13 protein-coding genes and 1 tRNA gene are annotated in these 13,854 nt (G+C 55.3%); 9 read left to right on the top strand and 5 right to left on the bottom strand.

The window, feature by feature from the left end; translation table 11 throughout:
- Positions 1 to 6: 6 nt before the first annotated feature.
- From lepB to IPN69_03780, 7 genes are all read left to right on the top strand, one after another.
- Positions 7 to 708 carry a signal peptidase I gene (lepB, locus tag IPN69_03810; GenBank protein MBK8809840.1) on the top strand — a complete coding sequence of 234 codons (702 nt, stop codon included), beginning with the start codon at positions 7 to 9 and terminating at the stop codon, positions 706 to 708.
- Positions 709 to 753: 45 nt separating this feature from the next.
- Entirely contained in the window at positions 754 to 1,854 is a 1,101-nt protein-coding gene (carA, locus tag IPN69_03805) for a glutamine-hydrolyzing carbamoyl-phosphate synthase small subunit (protein MBK8809839.1), read from the top strand.
- A gap of 97 nt (positions 1,855 to 1,951) precedes the next feature.
- On the top strand, positions 1,952 to 2,842 hold the full coding sequence (locus IPN69_03800; protein MBK8809838.1) for a tetratricopeptide repeat protein: 891 nt from the start codon (positions 1,952 to 1,954) through the stop codon (positions 2,840 to 2,842).
- A 195-nt stretch (positions 2,843 to 3,037) separates the two neighbouring features.
- The gene (locus tag IPN69_03795) at positions 3,038 to 5,230 is read left to right on the top strand and encodes a sodium-translocating pyrophosphatase (protein ID MBK8809837.1); all 2,193 of its coding nucleotides are present in this window, start codon (positions 3,038 to 3,040) and stop codon (positions 5,228 to 5,230) included.
- 2 nt (positions 5,231 to 5,232) lie between these two features.
- On the top strand, positions 5,233 to 5,436 hold the full coding sequence (locus IPN69_03790) for a hypothetical protein (GenBank protein MBK8809836.1): 204 nt from the start codon (positions 5,233 to 5,235) through the stop codon (positions 5,434 to 5,436).
- Between the two features lie 275 nt (positions 5,437 to 5,711).
- Positions 5,712 to 6,101 (top strand): YjbQ family protein, encoded by a 390-nt coding sequence (locus IPN69_03785; GenBank protein MBK8809835.1) that lies wholly within the window; start codon positions 5,712 to 5,714, stop codon positions 6,099 to 6,101.
- A 97-nt stretch (positions 6,102 to 6,198) separates the two neighbouring features.
- Positions 6,199 to 6,273: transfer RNA gene (locus tag IPN69_03780), tRNA-Glu, on the top strand.
- A gap of 4 nt (positions 6,274 to 6,277) precedes the next feature.
- Here the strand turns inward: IPN69_03780 and IPN69_03775 are convergent.
- On the bottom strand, positions 6,278 to 6,994 hold the full coding sequence (locus IPN69_03775; protein ID MBK8809834.1) for a Uma2 family endonuclease: 717 nt from the start codon (positions 6,992 to 6,994) through the stop codon (positions 6,278 to 6,280).
- Positions 6,995 to 7,009: 15 nt separating this feature from the next.
- Positions 7,010 to 8,179, bottom strand: a complete 1,170-nt coding sequence (locus tag IPN69_03770) for a phosphodiester glycosidase family protein (protein ID MBK8809833.1) — start codon at positions 8,177 to 8,179, stop codon at positions 7,010 to 7,012.
- A gap of 95 nt (positions 8,180 to 8,274) precedes the next feature.
- Between IPN69_03770 and IPN69_03765 the strand changes: the two genes are divergently transcribed.
- Both IPN69_03765 and IPN69_03760 read left to right on the top strand, forming a co-directional pair.
- A complete protein-coding gene (locus IPN69_03765) occupies positions 8,275 to 9,648 on the top strand; it encodes a deoxyribodipyrimidine photo-lyase (protein ID MBK8809832.1) in 1,374 nt (457 codons plus the stop codon).
- Between the two features lie 188 nt (positions 9,649 to 9,836).
- Positions 9,837 to 10,391 (top strand): hypothetical protein, encoded by a 555-nt coding sequence (locus IPN69_03760; GenBank protein ID MBK8809831.1) that lies wholly within the window; start codon positions 9,837 to 9,839, stop codon positions 10,389 to 10,391.
- A 176-nt stretch (positions 10,392 to 10,567) separates the two neighbouring features.
- On the opposite strand, the gene IPN69_03755 is transcribed toward IPN69_03760, so the two are convergent.
- From IPN69_03755 to ttcA, 3 genes are all read right to left on the bottom strand, one after another.
- A complete protein-coding gene (locus IPN69_03755) occupies positions 10,568 to 11,263 on the bottom strand; it encodes an arginine-tRNA-protein transferase (protein MBK8809830.1) in 696 nt (231 codons plus the stop codon).
- Between the two features lie 46 nt (positions 11,264 to 11,309).
- A complete protein-coding gene (locus IPN69_03750) occupies positions 11,310 to 11,912 on the bottom strand; it encodes a polymer-forming cytoskeletal protein (GenBank protein ID MBK8809829.1) in 603 nt (200 codons plus the stop codon).
- A gap of 890 nt (positions 11,913 to 12,802) precedes the next feature.
- The gene (ttcA, locus tag IPN69_03745) at positions 12,803 to 13,657 is read right to left on the bottom strand and encodes a tRNA 2-thiocytidine(32) synthetase TtcA (protein MBK8809828.1); all 855 of its coding nucleotides are present in this window, start codon (positions 13,655 to 13,657) and stop codon (positions 12,803 to 12,805) included.
- Between the last annotated feature and the right edge of the window lie 197 nt (positions 13,658 to 13,854).

Raw genomic sequence — 13,854 nt, 5'->3', positions numbered from 1 at the left:
TTGATTATGTTCGATTTTCGTCGAAAAAACCAATACGAATTTGGCGGTGTCTCGGTATCGGACGATGCCGGCATCGAGGTCCAAAAGGTCCGCCGCGAAACGCGTCAGGGACTCTGGCAGGAAACGATCAAGCTTGCGCGCGACATCTTTCTGATCATCGTCGTTTTCGTTCTCTTCGGGGTCTTCATCGCTCAGCCGGTCGTGGTTGAGGGAACCTCGATGGTGCCCCAGTTGCACGACGGCGAGCGCTTGCTCGTCAACAAGCTGATCTACTATAAGATCAAGAGCGTAAGTTGGGGACACCTCGAGCGCGGCGACATCGTCGTTTTCTGGTATCCGAACGATCCGGACAAGAGTTATGTAAAACGGGTGATCGGATTGCCCGGTGAGACAGTCGAGATTCGCAGCGGCAAGGTCTTTATCAACGACAAACAGCTTGAAGAAAGCTATCTGGACGCGGAACATAACCGCAATCTGCCGAACGTGCCGGCGAAGGATGTTGGGATGCATTATTACTTCGTGATGGGCGACAACCGCGACAACTCTTCGGATTCGCGCGTCTGGGGGCTCGTTCCGGAAAAGTACATTTACGGCAAGGCGTTTTTTCGTTACTGGTCGCCGTCAAGTATAGGTTTCCTGAAACACGGCGAGTACAATCTCGACCAGGCGGAAAAGATCGACGATATCCGTGCCGAAGGGGATCGTTGACGGTCGATCGCCGGCACCAATTCGCACGATCTATCACCAAGAGCAATGAACCTGAGCAAAGAAGCGATTCTTGTACTTGAAGACGGACGCACCTTCAACGGTGCGTCTTTTGGCGCCGACGGCGAGGTTTTCGGCGAAATGGTCTTCAACACTTCGATGACGGGCTATCAGGAGATTCTGACCGACCCTTCGTACGCCGGACAGATCGTCTGTATGACGTATCCGTTGATCGGCAACTATGGCGTCAACGAAACTGACGTCGAATCGCGCCGTCCGTGGGTCGAAGGCTTCGTCGTCCGCGAAGCGAGCCGCATCGCTTCGAACTGGCGCTCGACCGAAACGCTCGATTCGTATCTCAAACGCAATGGCATCGTCGGCATCGAGAATCTCGACACGCGCGCGCTCGTGCGGCACATCCGCGACAAAGGCGCTATGCGTGCCGTCATTTCAACCGTCGATCTCAACGAGAAGAGTCTGCTCGAAAAGGTCCGAATGGCTCCGGAAATGGAGAACCGCGAGCTTGCCAGCTCGGTAACGACCGCCGCGGCGTATGATTTTCCGGCGACAGGCGCCGAGGAGTTTCACGTTGTCGCCTACGATTTCGGCGTGAAAACGAACTCGCTCCGGGAATTCGCAAAATTCGGCTGCCGGATCACGGTCGTGCCGGCCGAAACTTCGGCTGACGAAACTCTGGCGCTCAAGCCCGACGGTATCTTTCTTTCCAACGGGCCAGGCGACCCGGCGTCGATGGAACCGGTGGTTTCGGAAATCCGGAAACTGACCACGAGCGGGGTGCCGATGTTCGGGATCTGTCTCGGCCACCAGATCCTCGGACAGGTGTTTGGCGGAAAAACGTACAAACTCAAATTCGGCCATCGCGGCGGGAATCAGCCGATCAAGGACCTGACGACCGGGAAGGTCGAGATCACCTCGCACAACCACGGATTTGCGGTCGATGCCGCGTCGCTGCCGGAATCTGTCGAGATCACGCACATCAATCTCAACGACCAGACCGTCGCCGGTCTTCGGCACAAGAATCTCCCGGCATTCAGCGTTCAGTATCATCCTGAAAGCGCGCCGGGGCCGCACGACTCTGAATATCTCTTCGAACGTTTCATCGATTTGATGAAAGAGCGCGCGAACTGAAACAAAATCCCGCCGACATCGTTAGCATAGTTGCCTGTTCACGTCGCCCGTCTGCATTTCGCGGAACGCTTCACGCTTCCGAGCGAGGTAAGAATCTATGCGTTTGATCCTGTTTTGTCTGTTCGTGTTCGCCGCCGCCAGTGTTTTTGCGCAGCAGCCAGCGGCGTCAGTGAAAATGTCGGCCGCCAACGAACTTTATCTTCAACAGAAATTTGAAGAGGCCGCAAAAGCGTTTGGCGAGGTGACCAAAGACGAGCCGCGGAACGGTCGTGCGTGGTATTTTCTCGGGATGTCGCTCCATTCGCTGAAGCGGTACAACGACGCGATAGCCGCTTTCAAACAAAATGTCTCGATTGCCGGAAATCCGCTCGCAATGTACAACATCGCTTGCGGATACTCGCAACTGGGTGATCCCGACTCGTCGTTTGAATGGCTCGAAAAGTCGCTCAAGGCCGGAGCCGCGCCGAATATCGAAACCGATCCGGATCTCGAAAACATTCGCAAGGACGTCCGTTTCAAGAAGATGGTTGAGATCGCCGACCGCACGCGTCGGCCGTGTATGTATTCCGTCGAAGCGCGTCAGTTCGACTTCTGGCTCGGCGATTGGGACGTTCTCAATCTTGCGGGACAGAAAGCCGGGACGAACTCGATACAGCTCTTCTCAAACGGCTGCGGCCTGATGGAAAACTGGGTCGGGACACAAGGCGGCGACGGCAAGAGCATAAACTTCTACGATCCCGGCACGAAGAAATGGTATCAATCGTGGATCGGAAGCGCCGGCGGCGCGCTCAGGTATTCGGGAACTTTCGAAAACGGCGCGATGAGGTTTGACGGTGAGACTTTCGGCCCGGACGGCAAGCGTACGCTCCAGCGGTTAACGTTTTTCAAGATAGATGAGAACACGGTTCGCCAACTGGCCGAAACGTCGACGGATGAAGGGAAGACCTGGAGCGTAAGTTACGACTTCAAATACGTTCGCCGGAAGTAACCCCGCCGTCGACACATAGGCCCGTCCCTCAAATATGCCTTGATTGCGGGAAAAATCCCCCAATACCCGTTGTCTGATTTGAATCTTTGCCCCTAAATCGGCCATAATTCCCCTTTTACCTTATAAGGACAATTTTCTTTGGCCGAATAGGGCACGCACTTTTCAACTTAAAAACTTAACAGAGAGGATTTAGACGTGGAACTTTATCTGGTTCTTATCATTAGCGCGTTGGCGATCGGGTTCGCATTTTTCCTGATCCAAAACGTGATGAAGCGCGACACCGGAACGCCGGAGATGCAGACCATTTCCAACGCGATCAAGGAAGGCGCCGAAGCATTTCTGGCACGGCAGAACAAAACGATCGGGATTTTTGCCGTGATCGTGGCGGTTCTGCTGTTTTTGCTTTACGCGTTCGTTCGCCCCGAAAGCAAGGCCGACCCGCTCAAAGCGATGCCGCTGGCGCTGTGGACGATCGCTTCGTTCATCTTCGGTGCGTCGTGTTCCGTCGTCGCGGGCTACACCGGAATGTGGATCTCGATCCGCACCAACATCCGCACCGCTTCGGCCGCGACGCGTTCGCTCAATGACGCGCTTCAGACGGCGCTTCGCGGCGGAGCGGTTTCCGGACTCTTCGTCGTCGCGATGTGCTTGCTCGGGATCTCGATCCTGTTCCTGCTCGTTCAGTGGGCCGGCGTCGATCCGCGAAACGTTCCTTTGGTGATCGCCGGTTTTGGTTTCGGAGCTTCGTTTGTCGCTCTCTTCGCTCAGCTCGGCGGCGGTATCTACACGAAGGCCGCGGACGTCGGCGCCGACCTTGTCGGTAAGGTCGAAGCCGGAATTCCCGAGGACGATCCGCGCAACCCGGCGGTGATCGCCGATCTCGTCGGCGACAACGTCGGTGACTGCGCCGGTCGCGGCGCCGATCTCTTCGAATCGACGGCGGCCGAGAATATCGGCGCCCTGATCCTCGGCGCGTCGCTCTTCGCAGCGAACGCCAAACTGTTTTCGCCTTCGCAGCAACTCGGCGTGATCGTGTTTCCGTTGGTTGTCAGCGCGCTTTGCATCATCGCCTCGATCGTCGGCGTGATGATCGTCAGGACCAAGGACGACACCAAGAATCCGATGCAGGCCCTCAACACCGGATACTATGTGACCGCCGTGCTGGCGGCGCTGCTCTTTGGCGGCGCATGCTACTTCTTCCTGAATCCGAAGAATGCGGAAGGCGTTTCGACGGCGCCGGAGGCCTGGATCTATTTCTGGGCGTGCGGCATCATCGGTCTTCTGACCTCGGTCGCGTTCCTTTTCATTACGCAGTACTACACCGAATCGGAGTACCGCCCTGTAAAATCGATCGCCAACGCGTCGGTCACCGGCCCGGCGACGAACATCATCAACGGCATCGCCGTCGGACTGGAATGCGTTGCGATGCCGATCATCGTCATTGCCGTCGCGCTCATCACTTCGTTCTACCTTGGCGAAGCGTCTGGACTTCAGAAAGCCGGACTGTTCGGAACTGCCGTCGCGACGATGGGTATGCTCGGAACCGCCGGCTACGTACTCGCGATGGACGTTTTCGGACCGATCACCGACAACGCCGGCGGCATCGTCGAGATGTCGAATCAGCCTGAAGAAGTACGCGAAAAAACGGACAAACTCGATTCCGTCGGGAATACGACCAAGGCATTGACCAAAGGTTACGCCGTCGGGTCCGCCGCGCTTGCCGCGTTCCTCCTTTTTTCGGCATATCTCGACGAAGTCGCGCATTTCGGCTTGAAGCTTGAATCGATCAACCTTGCGAAACCGGCGGTCTTCATCGGCGGTATGCTCGGAGCGATGCTCGTATTCTTGTTCGCCGCGCTGGCGATCAAAGCCGTCGGCAAAGCGGCGCAGGCGGTCATCGAGGATGTGCGTTCACAGTTTAAGAACGATCCGGGAATTATGGCCGGAACGTCGAAGCCCGACTACGGACGCACGGTCGACATTGTCACCAAGTCCGCGCTCCGCGAAATGATCCTACCGGGAATCCTGGCAGTCACCCTGCCGGTGGCGGTCGGAATCGTCTTCAGGCTGCTCTACAACACGATGGGCGGCGCGGCGTCGCCGAGTGCGGCGACCGGGGCCGAAGTCGTTGCCGGATTTTTGATGGTCGCGACGATCGTCGGAATTCTGATGGCGCTCTTCCTGAACAACTCGGGCGGCGCCTGGGACAACGCGAAGAAGTTCATCGAGACCGGCGAATACGGCGGCAAGGGTTCTGACGCGCACAAAGCGGCGGTCGTCGGCGATACGGTCGGAGATCCGTTCAAGGATACCGCCGGTCCGTCGCTGCACGTTCTGATCAAGCTTCTGGCGACGATCACGCTCGTGCTTGCGCCGTTCTTCATCTAGGATTGCAACTTCGTTGGATTCGATTCTGGATTCCAGATTCCAGATTCCAGATTCCAGATTCCAGATTCCAAATTCCAAGATTCGACGGAGAACTTCGTTGGGATCTTGGAATTTTGGAATTTGGAATTCGGCATCCTGGAATTCGGCATCCTGGAATTTGGAATTTTGGAACGGCAATAAACGGAAACGATCCACCGAGAAATTAGTTGGAATCTTGGAATTTCGGAATCTGAGAACCTGTCGGAAAAAAGCGGTTTGAGAACTGAATCTGCTTCTTCAAGCGTGCGGAGCACGCGAACTTGCGATAGCACCACGTTCCGCTCCGCTTCACGTGGTGCTATCGTACGTGCGTGTGCTCCGCACACTGGGATCGATTTTTCCGACAGGCTCCCAGATTCCAGGATTCCAGATTCCAAGATTCCACGGAGGGATTCGTTGGAATCTTGGAATCTTTGAATTTGGAATCGTGGAAAGACAATAAATGGAATCGATCAAGGTCAAATCGAATTCACGCGAGGAATTGGTCGACATCACTCGTCAAGTGAGGGAACTACTTCCGGGAGCCGGCGCCGGAGTCATCGTACTTTTCACCCAACATACGACCTGCGGACTCACTATTAACGAGAATGCCGACCCTGACGTTAAGCAGGACATCCTGTTGTTTCTCAAGAAAACGATCCCGCAGTTCTGCGAAGGCTTCCGCCACTACGAACATAATTCGGACGCGCACATCAAGTCTTCGCTGATGGGATCGAGCGTCACCGTGCCGTTTTCGGACGGCAAACTGCTTCTCGGAACGTGGCAGGGAATTTATCTCTGCGAATTTGACGGTCCGCGCGAGCGTTCGGTGATCGCTAGTATTCTGATCTGAGAATTGACTTTTACGGTGGGTCAGTTTACAAAAGACATAGTCAATTCGGGAAGAGGAACAAATCCAAAATCCCAAATCACCAATCCAAAATCCCCTTGGCGCATTCGTCTAGTGGTTAGGACGCGAGATTCTCATTCTCGAAACAGGGGTTCAATTCCCCTATGCGCTACCAAAATCTAGTTCTTTAAGGTGAATCGTTTTTCGAACCCGTCGTGTTCGCCGGAATTCAACCCGGCCGCCAGTTCACTCAGAACAGCCTTGAGATCGTCGTTCAGCATCGCCCTGACATTCAACCTCAGGCCGCCGAAGAATCGGCTCTCGACGATCGAGTCGGCGTTCGGCTCAAGTTTCACGAACTCGCCCTCGTCCCATACGAACCAGTCGATCTCCTTGTCATCGACCCGCCAGATGATGTATTCCTTCACGCCGTTCCGTTGATAGACCCGTTTCTTTTCGTTCGTGTCATAAGACGCCGAACTCGAGGCGATTTCAACGACAAGTTCGGGCGACCCTTCAAGGTAGTCATCGTCCGAAATGAACGAATTTCCGCCGAATCCTTCTTTGACGAACAAAACGGCGTCCGGCTGAGGTTCATTGTCGTGATCGAGCCGGACCGTTGAGTTATCGGCGAAATCCGCGATTTCGGTAAACGCGACATAATTTCCGAGCCAAGTCATGATCCGACTATGAGGCTTGGCGTGGTGAGCGATTCGAACAGGTGAAGCCATATAAACCCTTCCTTCAATGAGTTCGGCTTTGACCTTTTCGGGCATTGCGAGATATCGCCGTTCGAATTCGGCGCGCGTCAGATGATCGCCGTTTTCGAGACGCGGAATCGAAGTCAGTCCGGGCTTTTCGGGATTCGGAATTTGAGTTGTAAGGTCAATCGCCATCGTTTTCCCCGTATTCTACTTCGACTTTCGCGGAAAGACCAAGATCGCGTCGCTGACCTTTCGTTCGCCGTCTTTGTCGGACGGTTTGTTGACGACCTTGCCGTCGAGGTACATCGCGGTCGACCCGCCGCCGTCGAGGTTGAGCGCCTCGACGGCACCGATCTCGAGGAGGAATTCGGCAAGTTCTGTGAGCGACATCCCGACGCTGTAGCCCGGCTGTCTGCCGTCGACCGTTACAAGCAGCAGTTTTCCGTTCTTCAATTTTGCAACGGCGGTGCGCGGATGGCGGGTTTCGGCGAACGACTGCGATGATTTTTCTTCCTTCCACGTGATGTCGATCTTGCCGTCGCGGATCAATCGCGGGACGCCCGCCACGATGTCCTCGGCTTTTTCAAACCGTTCGCTCAGTTTCGAAGTGCCGCCCGCGACCGTCATCACGTCGAAGATCAAGGTGCGTTCCGTTAAGCCGCTGATGGCACGTTTCTTCATTGCCTCGACAAGATACTCGTCTTTTGCCGTCTCACCGACGGAAACGATGTAGCCGTCCGGCGGAACTGTCGTGCCGCCTCGATTCTCGATGACATCGACGCGTTTGCAACCGAATTCGCATTGCCGAAACACCAGTTCGGTAGTCGTCACCGGGACCGTCGGCGTTTTTCCGATCGCGGGCGTGTAGAGAATTATCTCGTTAGGTTTTCGTTCGCGATTTATGCCGTCGAACTTTTTCGTTCCGTTTTGAAAGAACCCGATCGCGCCGTACGCATTGAGGCGCCCGAAAAGAACTTCGGTTTTGGATCGGCTATTCAATATCCCGAGCGCCGAGCGGTCCGCGTAACTTTCACTCAGCAATTGTCCGTCGATCTTCAGGACGCCGGCCGCTTCGCCGGCAAACGCGCTCGCGTCGAGCCTGAAAAAGCCAGCGTTGATCGCCGCCAGGGCGCCTTTGCGTTTCGCCATCGCCGATGTTGTTTCGACGCCGATCGCCGAGTCGAACGCGTGAACGACGTCGAGCCGGACCTTCTTGAGGTCGAGTTTCAGGAGATTGATTCGAACGGGCTCGTCCTTTGTCCCGCGCGTCATCTGTGCGTATTCGACGCCCCGTTGGATCAGTCGGTAGTCCTGAGCCGTAACCGGGATCGTCGCGATCAGAAGGATCAGGAGTATGAATGCGGCATTCTTTTTCATCTAAACAACCAGTTCGTCGGTCCCGGGAATCCTGGCGGCTTCGCGGACGCGGCTTTGCAATTCCGGCTTCAAAACGAGAAGATTTCCTGACTAATATGTATCAAATCAGCGAGCGGGTTCAACTCCTCAACGACAAAAATCCAAACAACGGCGGATCATACGTTCTCTATTGGATGCAGATGTTCAAGCGCGTCGCGCAGAACCACGCGCTCGAGGTCGCGATTCGCAAGGCGAATTCGATGAACGTTCCGCTCGTCGTTTACGAAGGCCTGAAGTATTACTATCCGTGGGCGAACAACCGTATCCACACGTTTATCCTCGAAGGCGTCGAGGAAAAGCGCCGCGAGTTTGCGAATCGCGGTATCAGGTACATTTTCTATCTGCAGCAGGACGAAAATTCTCCAAAGCACACCGTCGAGCGACTCGCCGCCGATGCGTGTCTGATCGTTACCGATGACTATCCGTGTTTTATCATCCCGGCGCACAATCGGACGGTCGCGAGCCTTGCCGATGTTCCGGTTTACGCAGTCGATTCGAACGGCGTGATTCCGATGTCGCGTTTTGAAAAGGAAGAATACGCGGCCTACACGATTCGTCCGAAGATCCGGCGGATGCTCGGCGATTATTTGAAGCCGTTTTCGGAATCGGAAGTTTCGGTTCGAGCCGATCGACTTGAGGTCGATTGTCCGGAAACGTTCGTCGATGACATCCCGAAGCTTGTCGGAGGTTGCTCGATCGATCATTCGGTTGCGCCGTCCGAGGTTTACAGGGGCGGAACGGCAAACGGACGAGCGCGACTTAAGAAATTCGTCGACGAGATTCTCCCCGATTACTCGCACGCCCGCAACAAGCCCGAACGCGACGGCAGCTCGCGCCTTTCGCCGTATCTTCACTTCGGATTCTTGTCGCCGGTAGAGATCGCGATCGAGGTTTCCAATGCTGACGCACCGCAGGAATCGAAGGATGCGTACCTTGAAGAACTGATCGTCCGGCGCGAACTTTCGTTCAACTTCACGCGGTTCAATCCGAATTACGATTCGCTGACTTCGTTGCCTGCTTGGGTTCAACTGACGATGCGCAAACACGCTGATGACCCGCGCGATTATCGTTACACGCTTGATCAGCTGGAGAACGCCGAAACGCACGACGAGCTTTGGAACGCCGCGCAGCGCGAGCTGGTAAAAACCGGCGAGATCCACAACTATGTCCGGATGCTCTGGGGGAAAAACGTCATCGCCTGGTCGCGTTCATACGAGGAAGCGTTCGAGACGTTGGTTCATCTGAACAACAAATACGCCCTCGACGGTCGCGACCCGAACAGCTATGCCGGAATTCTCTGGTGTTTCGGCAAACACGACCGCCCGTGGATGGAGCGCCCGGTTTTCGGGACGATCCGATATATGACCTCGAATTCGACCGGGAAGAAATTCGATTCAAAACGATACATCAGGTTGATTTCGGATCTGTGATCTTCGCTTGGAATCCCGCGTCAGGCGGCCAAAACACGGCGCGCGTCGACGTGGCACAGTGTTTATGCCGCCTGAAGGCGGAACTCCAAACAAATCCGAAGTGCCAATGATCTTTTTTCAAGAATTGTTGCGCGTTAATGATTGCGGGGCGACGTTCACGCAATTTCATACAGGAGCAATAATTCGCAATGATCAATCACATTTCAGTTGGGGTCGAGAATCCCGAAAATGTAGCAAACGTAATGGCCGAGCTTTGGAACGGCTACGCTTTTCCTTTTCCACCGAGTCCGGGCGGGTTCATCGTATTCGCCGACGACGGCCGCGGCAGCGCCGTTGAATTTGTGCCGGCCAATATCGAGCTTATTCCCGGAAACGGATTTCCATCGGATGAGAATTTCAGCATCGAGACGCCGACCGAAGAATTCGAAGGCACGTTTCAGTTCGCGCCGACTTCGCCGAAGTATGTCTCGGTTCATCTCGCCGTCAATTCGCCGCTGAGCGTATCCGAGGTCCAGGCGATCGCCGATCGCGAAGGCTGGCGAGTGATGAAGGCCAACCGCGGCGGCGGATTGTTTCAATTGATCGAGGTCTGGGTCGAGAACCGGTTTATGATCGAGGTCTTTACTCCGGAGATGACGGCGCGCTACGTCGAGATCGCGACGCCGCAGAACTGGGCGAACTTCATTCAGGCGCCGTTCGAAATCAGGCCCGAGCGTGCAAACAATTTGAACTTAATCGGCTGAGTCGCCGTACAGAAGAAAGGCGGCGCACTAAGTTGTTCAATGTTTTGTTCACGCTCTTTGACATTGAAAAACTTTCAGCCGCGCCGCCCTTTCCGGCGATTTCGAATTTTCTACCCCCGTTGAAAATCCGAAAGACCGCCGGGATTTTCTTTTTTGCTCAAACGTCCCGCGAATTTTCAATCACGGAACTTAAGCCAGCTTCCGTTCCAGTCGTAAATCTCCAGCGCACGAAACCGCTTCTTATAGTCGTAAAACGAGTTGCCGTCGTAAATGTAGCCGTGGTAATAGTATTTTTTTCCTGATTCAAGAGCAAACTCGATCTCGCGCAGTATGGTGAAGATTCCCAGACGGCGGTTGGTTTCCTCGGGATCGAACATTCCGTAAATGCTCGATACCGCGATTTTTCCAACGTCGAAGAAAGAAACCGCCATCAAACGCGCGCCGTCGTAAACCGCGCATTCGAGGCCTTCGCACGGGACGCTCGCCGGTTCAGGCGAGACAAAGTCGTAGATCGACTCCGGAACGGCGTGCTGAAAGCGCTGTTTGTGACGATCGAACAAGTCGTGAGTCTCATCCGAGACCCGCGCCGGCCTGAAAACGGTTTCAAGATCTTCGTTGCGCTTCAGCGTGCGGCGCTGGCTTTTCGAAAAGCTGAAGGTAGAAAGGTCGATCCTCAAGGCAAAGACGCGCCGGATCTCCGAATCGTAAAACCCAAGGTTGTAACGAAAGTAGTGTTCGCCGAAGTGCCGCCAACCGCCGGCGAGGAGTTGATCGGTCGCTTCGGGGCCAACGTGCGCCGCGAAAAACTGCTCGTTGATGAAAGAGAAATTCTCCACAGCGGAAACTGAAAAAGGCGAGAGAACGCAAATCATCGATCATCGACGATTCCTGCAATTCTCCCGCCTCGTTGATGGTTGGTTAGCTTGTCGCCGCGTCGGCGATCTCGTCGGATTCGCTGACTTCCGCTCCCGCCTCGACGGCCGAGGTTTCGATCGGCGCATAACCGGTCTTGACGGCGGCGCTTCGCTTGTCCGAGGCTTCCTTTGCCTTGAGCATCGAACAGCTTCCTTCGAAGATCGCACCGTCTTCGACAATGATCCGCGGCGTCTGAACATTCCCGACGACACGTGCCGAACGTCCGAATTCGAGCTTTTCGGTGGCGATGATGTCGCCGTTGACGATTCCGTTGACAACCGCCGCGGCCACCGCGATATTGGCGTCGACGCGCCCCGTCGAACCGATGATGAGCGTGCCATTCTCCGACGTCACGCGTCCAGTCAGATGTCCGTCAACGCGAAGCATCGCCTGAAAAGCGGTCTCGCCGGTCAGGACGGTTCCATTGCCGACATAACCGCTCAAACGGCCTTCCTTAATGTCGCGTGCCATCGACTCGCTTTCCGACACGGCCCGCGGCGCCTGCGGCTGAACTTCTCCGGAATACTGGTAAAAATTGCCCTGTTCCTGAACGTTCTCCGTTGCGTTCGGCTGATCTTTCGCCGAACTTCGACCCATTCTAATCATATTTGTTTCTTTTTCCTCCGCTTGACTGTCTTGCGACTCGCACGTCCGATTAGTGGTTCAGGGGGACGAATCTAACCAAGTTGAGCCGTAAATTTCCAATGGTAATTTACTGAAACGACGATAGTTCGTTACTTTCCAGTTTGAGTTTCAATCATAGAGAGTTTACCTGACCGTGTCTAGCAAAAAGTGAGCAGTGAGCGGTGAGCAGTGAGCAGTGAGCGGTGAGCAGTGAGCGGTGAGCAGTGAGCGGTGAGCAGTGAGCAGTGAGCGGTGAGCGGTGAGCGGTGAGCGGTGAGCGGTGAGCAGTGAGCAGTGAGCAGTGAGCGGTGAGCGGTGGTCGGTGAGCGGTGAGCAGTGAGCAGTGAGCAGTGAGCGGTGAGCGGTGAGCGGTGAGCAGTGAGCGGTGGGCAGTGTTCGGTGGTCAGTGGTCGGTAGTCAGTAGTCAGTGAGCGGTGAGCAGTGAGCAGTGAGCGGTGAGCAGTGGTCGGTGGTCGGTAGTCAGTGAGCGGTGAGCAGTGAGCGGTGGGCAGTAGTCAGTGAGCGGTGAGCAGTGAGCAGTGAGCGGTGAGCAGTGGTCGGTGGTCGGTAGTCAGTGAGCGGTGGTCGGTGGTCAGTGGTCAGTGGTCGGTGGTCAGTGGTCGGTGAGCAGTGAGCAGTGTTCGGTAGTCAGTGAGCGGTGGGCAGTGGTCGGTGGTCGGTAGTCAGTGAGCGGTGGGCAGTGGTCGGTGGTCAGTGGTCGGTGATCAGTGGTCAGTAAGCGTATATCGCAACGCGGTCAAATAACCGGCTAATGACGCGTAAATGCGTAATCCGCTATCACGGATGGTACTGACTGGCCAAACTCACCGCTCACCGCTCAATGGCCACCGACCACCGACCACTGACCACCGCTAATTAAGAAGTGATTCAATAACGACCGGCTGGATTCTACTGCCGATGAGATGTTCCTCGCTGTGATCGAAGACCGCGTCGAGTTCCTTTTCGATGCTGCCGTGGCCTTGCGGGATCTGTTTGATGAGCGGTTCGAAATTCTCGAAGTCGTAGAGGCTCGTATCGAGGAGATGCGAACCGGTCACGTTCGTCAGCGCCGTCATTATCGAACTTCGGATGAACGGAATCTCCTTCTCAAGGTCCGTTACGAGATCCTTGACCCGCGCACGCTTGAGGTTCGGCTGCGAACCGCACAAATTGCAGGGAATGATCGGAAACTGTCGTTCCTGAGCATACTGCGCGATCTCCTTTTCCTGCGCGTACGCAAGCGGCCGGATGACGGTATTGGTTCCCGCGTCTGAACGAAGAATCGGCGGCATCGCCTTCAGCTGTCCGACAAAAAACAGGTTCAGAAGAAATGTTGCGATGATATCGTCGGCGTGGTGACCGAGCGCGACCTTCGTGCAGCCTTCCTCAATCGCGACCGAATAGAGAATTCCGCGGCGCAAACGAGAACAAAGAGAACAAAACGTCTTGCCTTCGGGGATATGCTGTTTGACGACGGTGTACGTGTCCTCTTCGACGATCCGGTAGTTGACGCCGATCGATTCGAGGTAATTCGGCAGCACTTCTTCGGGAAAGCCGGGCTGCTTCTGATCGAGATTGACCGCCAGGATCTCGAAGTTGACCGGTGAGCGCTTCTGCACATCGAGCAGCAGATCGAGCAGCGTGAAGCTGTCTTTCCCGCCCGAAAGGCAGACCATTATCTTGTCGCCCTCTTCGATCATTCGAAAATCGGCGATGGCCTTGCCCATCTTCTTCAGCAACTTCGTTTTCGTCTTGGTCTCTACAAACAAACTACGGCACCTCCGAAACTAGAAATTCTGACACGTCAGGCGCCGACGCGCAAGCAGTGAGGGTAAGCAGTGAGCAGTGAGCAGTGAGCAGTGAGCAGTGAGCAGTGAGCAGTGAGCAGTGTCCTTGCCTGAAATAGGTTGACCGTTTTTTGAGT

The organism is Acidobacteriota bacterium (assembly GCA_016715115.1).
GTDB lineage: Bacteria > Acidobacteriota > Blastocatellia > Pyrinomonadales > Pyrinomonadaceae > JAFDVJ01.
This window is presented reverse-complemented; position numbering and strand designations above follow the sequence as displayed.

Coding starts and splice junctions, on each gene's coding strand:
- lepB (MBK8809840.1), top strand. CDS start 7: ATGTTCGATTTTCGTCGAAAAAACCAATACGAATTTGGCGGTGTCTCG.
- carA (MBK8809839.1), top strand. CDS start 754: ATGAACCTGAGCAAAGAAGCGATTCTTGTACTTGAAGACGGACGCACC.
- IPN69_03800 (MBK8809838.1), top strand. CDS start 1,952: ATGCGTTTGATCCTGTTTTGTCTGTTCGTGTTCGCCGCCGCCAGTGTT.
- IPN69_03785 (MBK8809835.1), top strand. CDS start 5,712: ATGGAATCGATCAAGGTCAAATCGAATTCACGCGAGGAATTGGTCGAC.
- IPN69_03775 (MBK8809834.1), bottom strand. CDS start 6,994: ATGGCGATTGACCTTACAACTCAAATTCCGAATCCCGAAAAGCCCGGA.
- IPN69_03770 (MBK8809833.1), bottom strand. CDS start 8,179: ATGAAAAAGAATGCCGCATTCATACTCCTGATCCTTCTGATCGCGACG.
- IPN69_03765 (MBK8809832.1), top strand. CDS start 8,275: ATGTATCAAATCAGCGAGCGGGTTCAACTCCTCAACGACAAAAATCCA.
- IPN69_03760 (MBK8809831.1), top strand. CDS start 9,837: ATGATCAATCACATTTCAGTTGGGGTCGAGAATCCCGAAAATGTAGCA.
- IPN69_03755 (MBK8809830.1), bottom strand. CDS start 11,263: ATGATTTGCGTTCTCTCGCCTTTTTCAGTTTCCGCTGTGGAGAATTTC.
- IPN69_03750 (MBK8809829.1), bottom strand. CDS start 11,912: ATGATTAGAATGGGTCGAAGTTCGGCGAAAGATCAGCCGAACGCAACG.
- ttcA (MBK8809828.1), bottom strand. CDS start 13,657: ATGGGCAAGGCCATCGCCGATTTTCGAATGATCGAAGAGGGCGACAAG.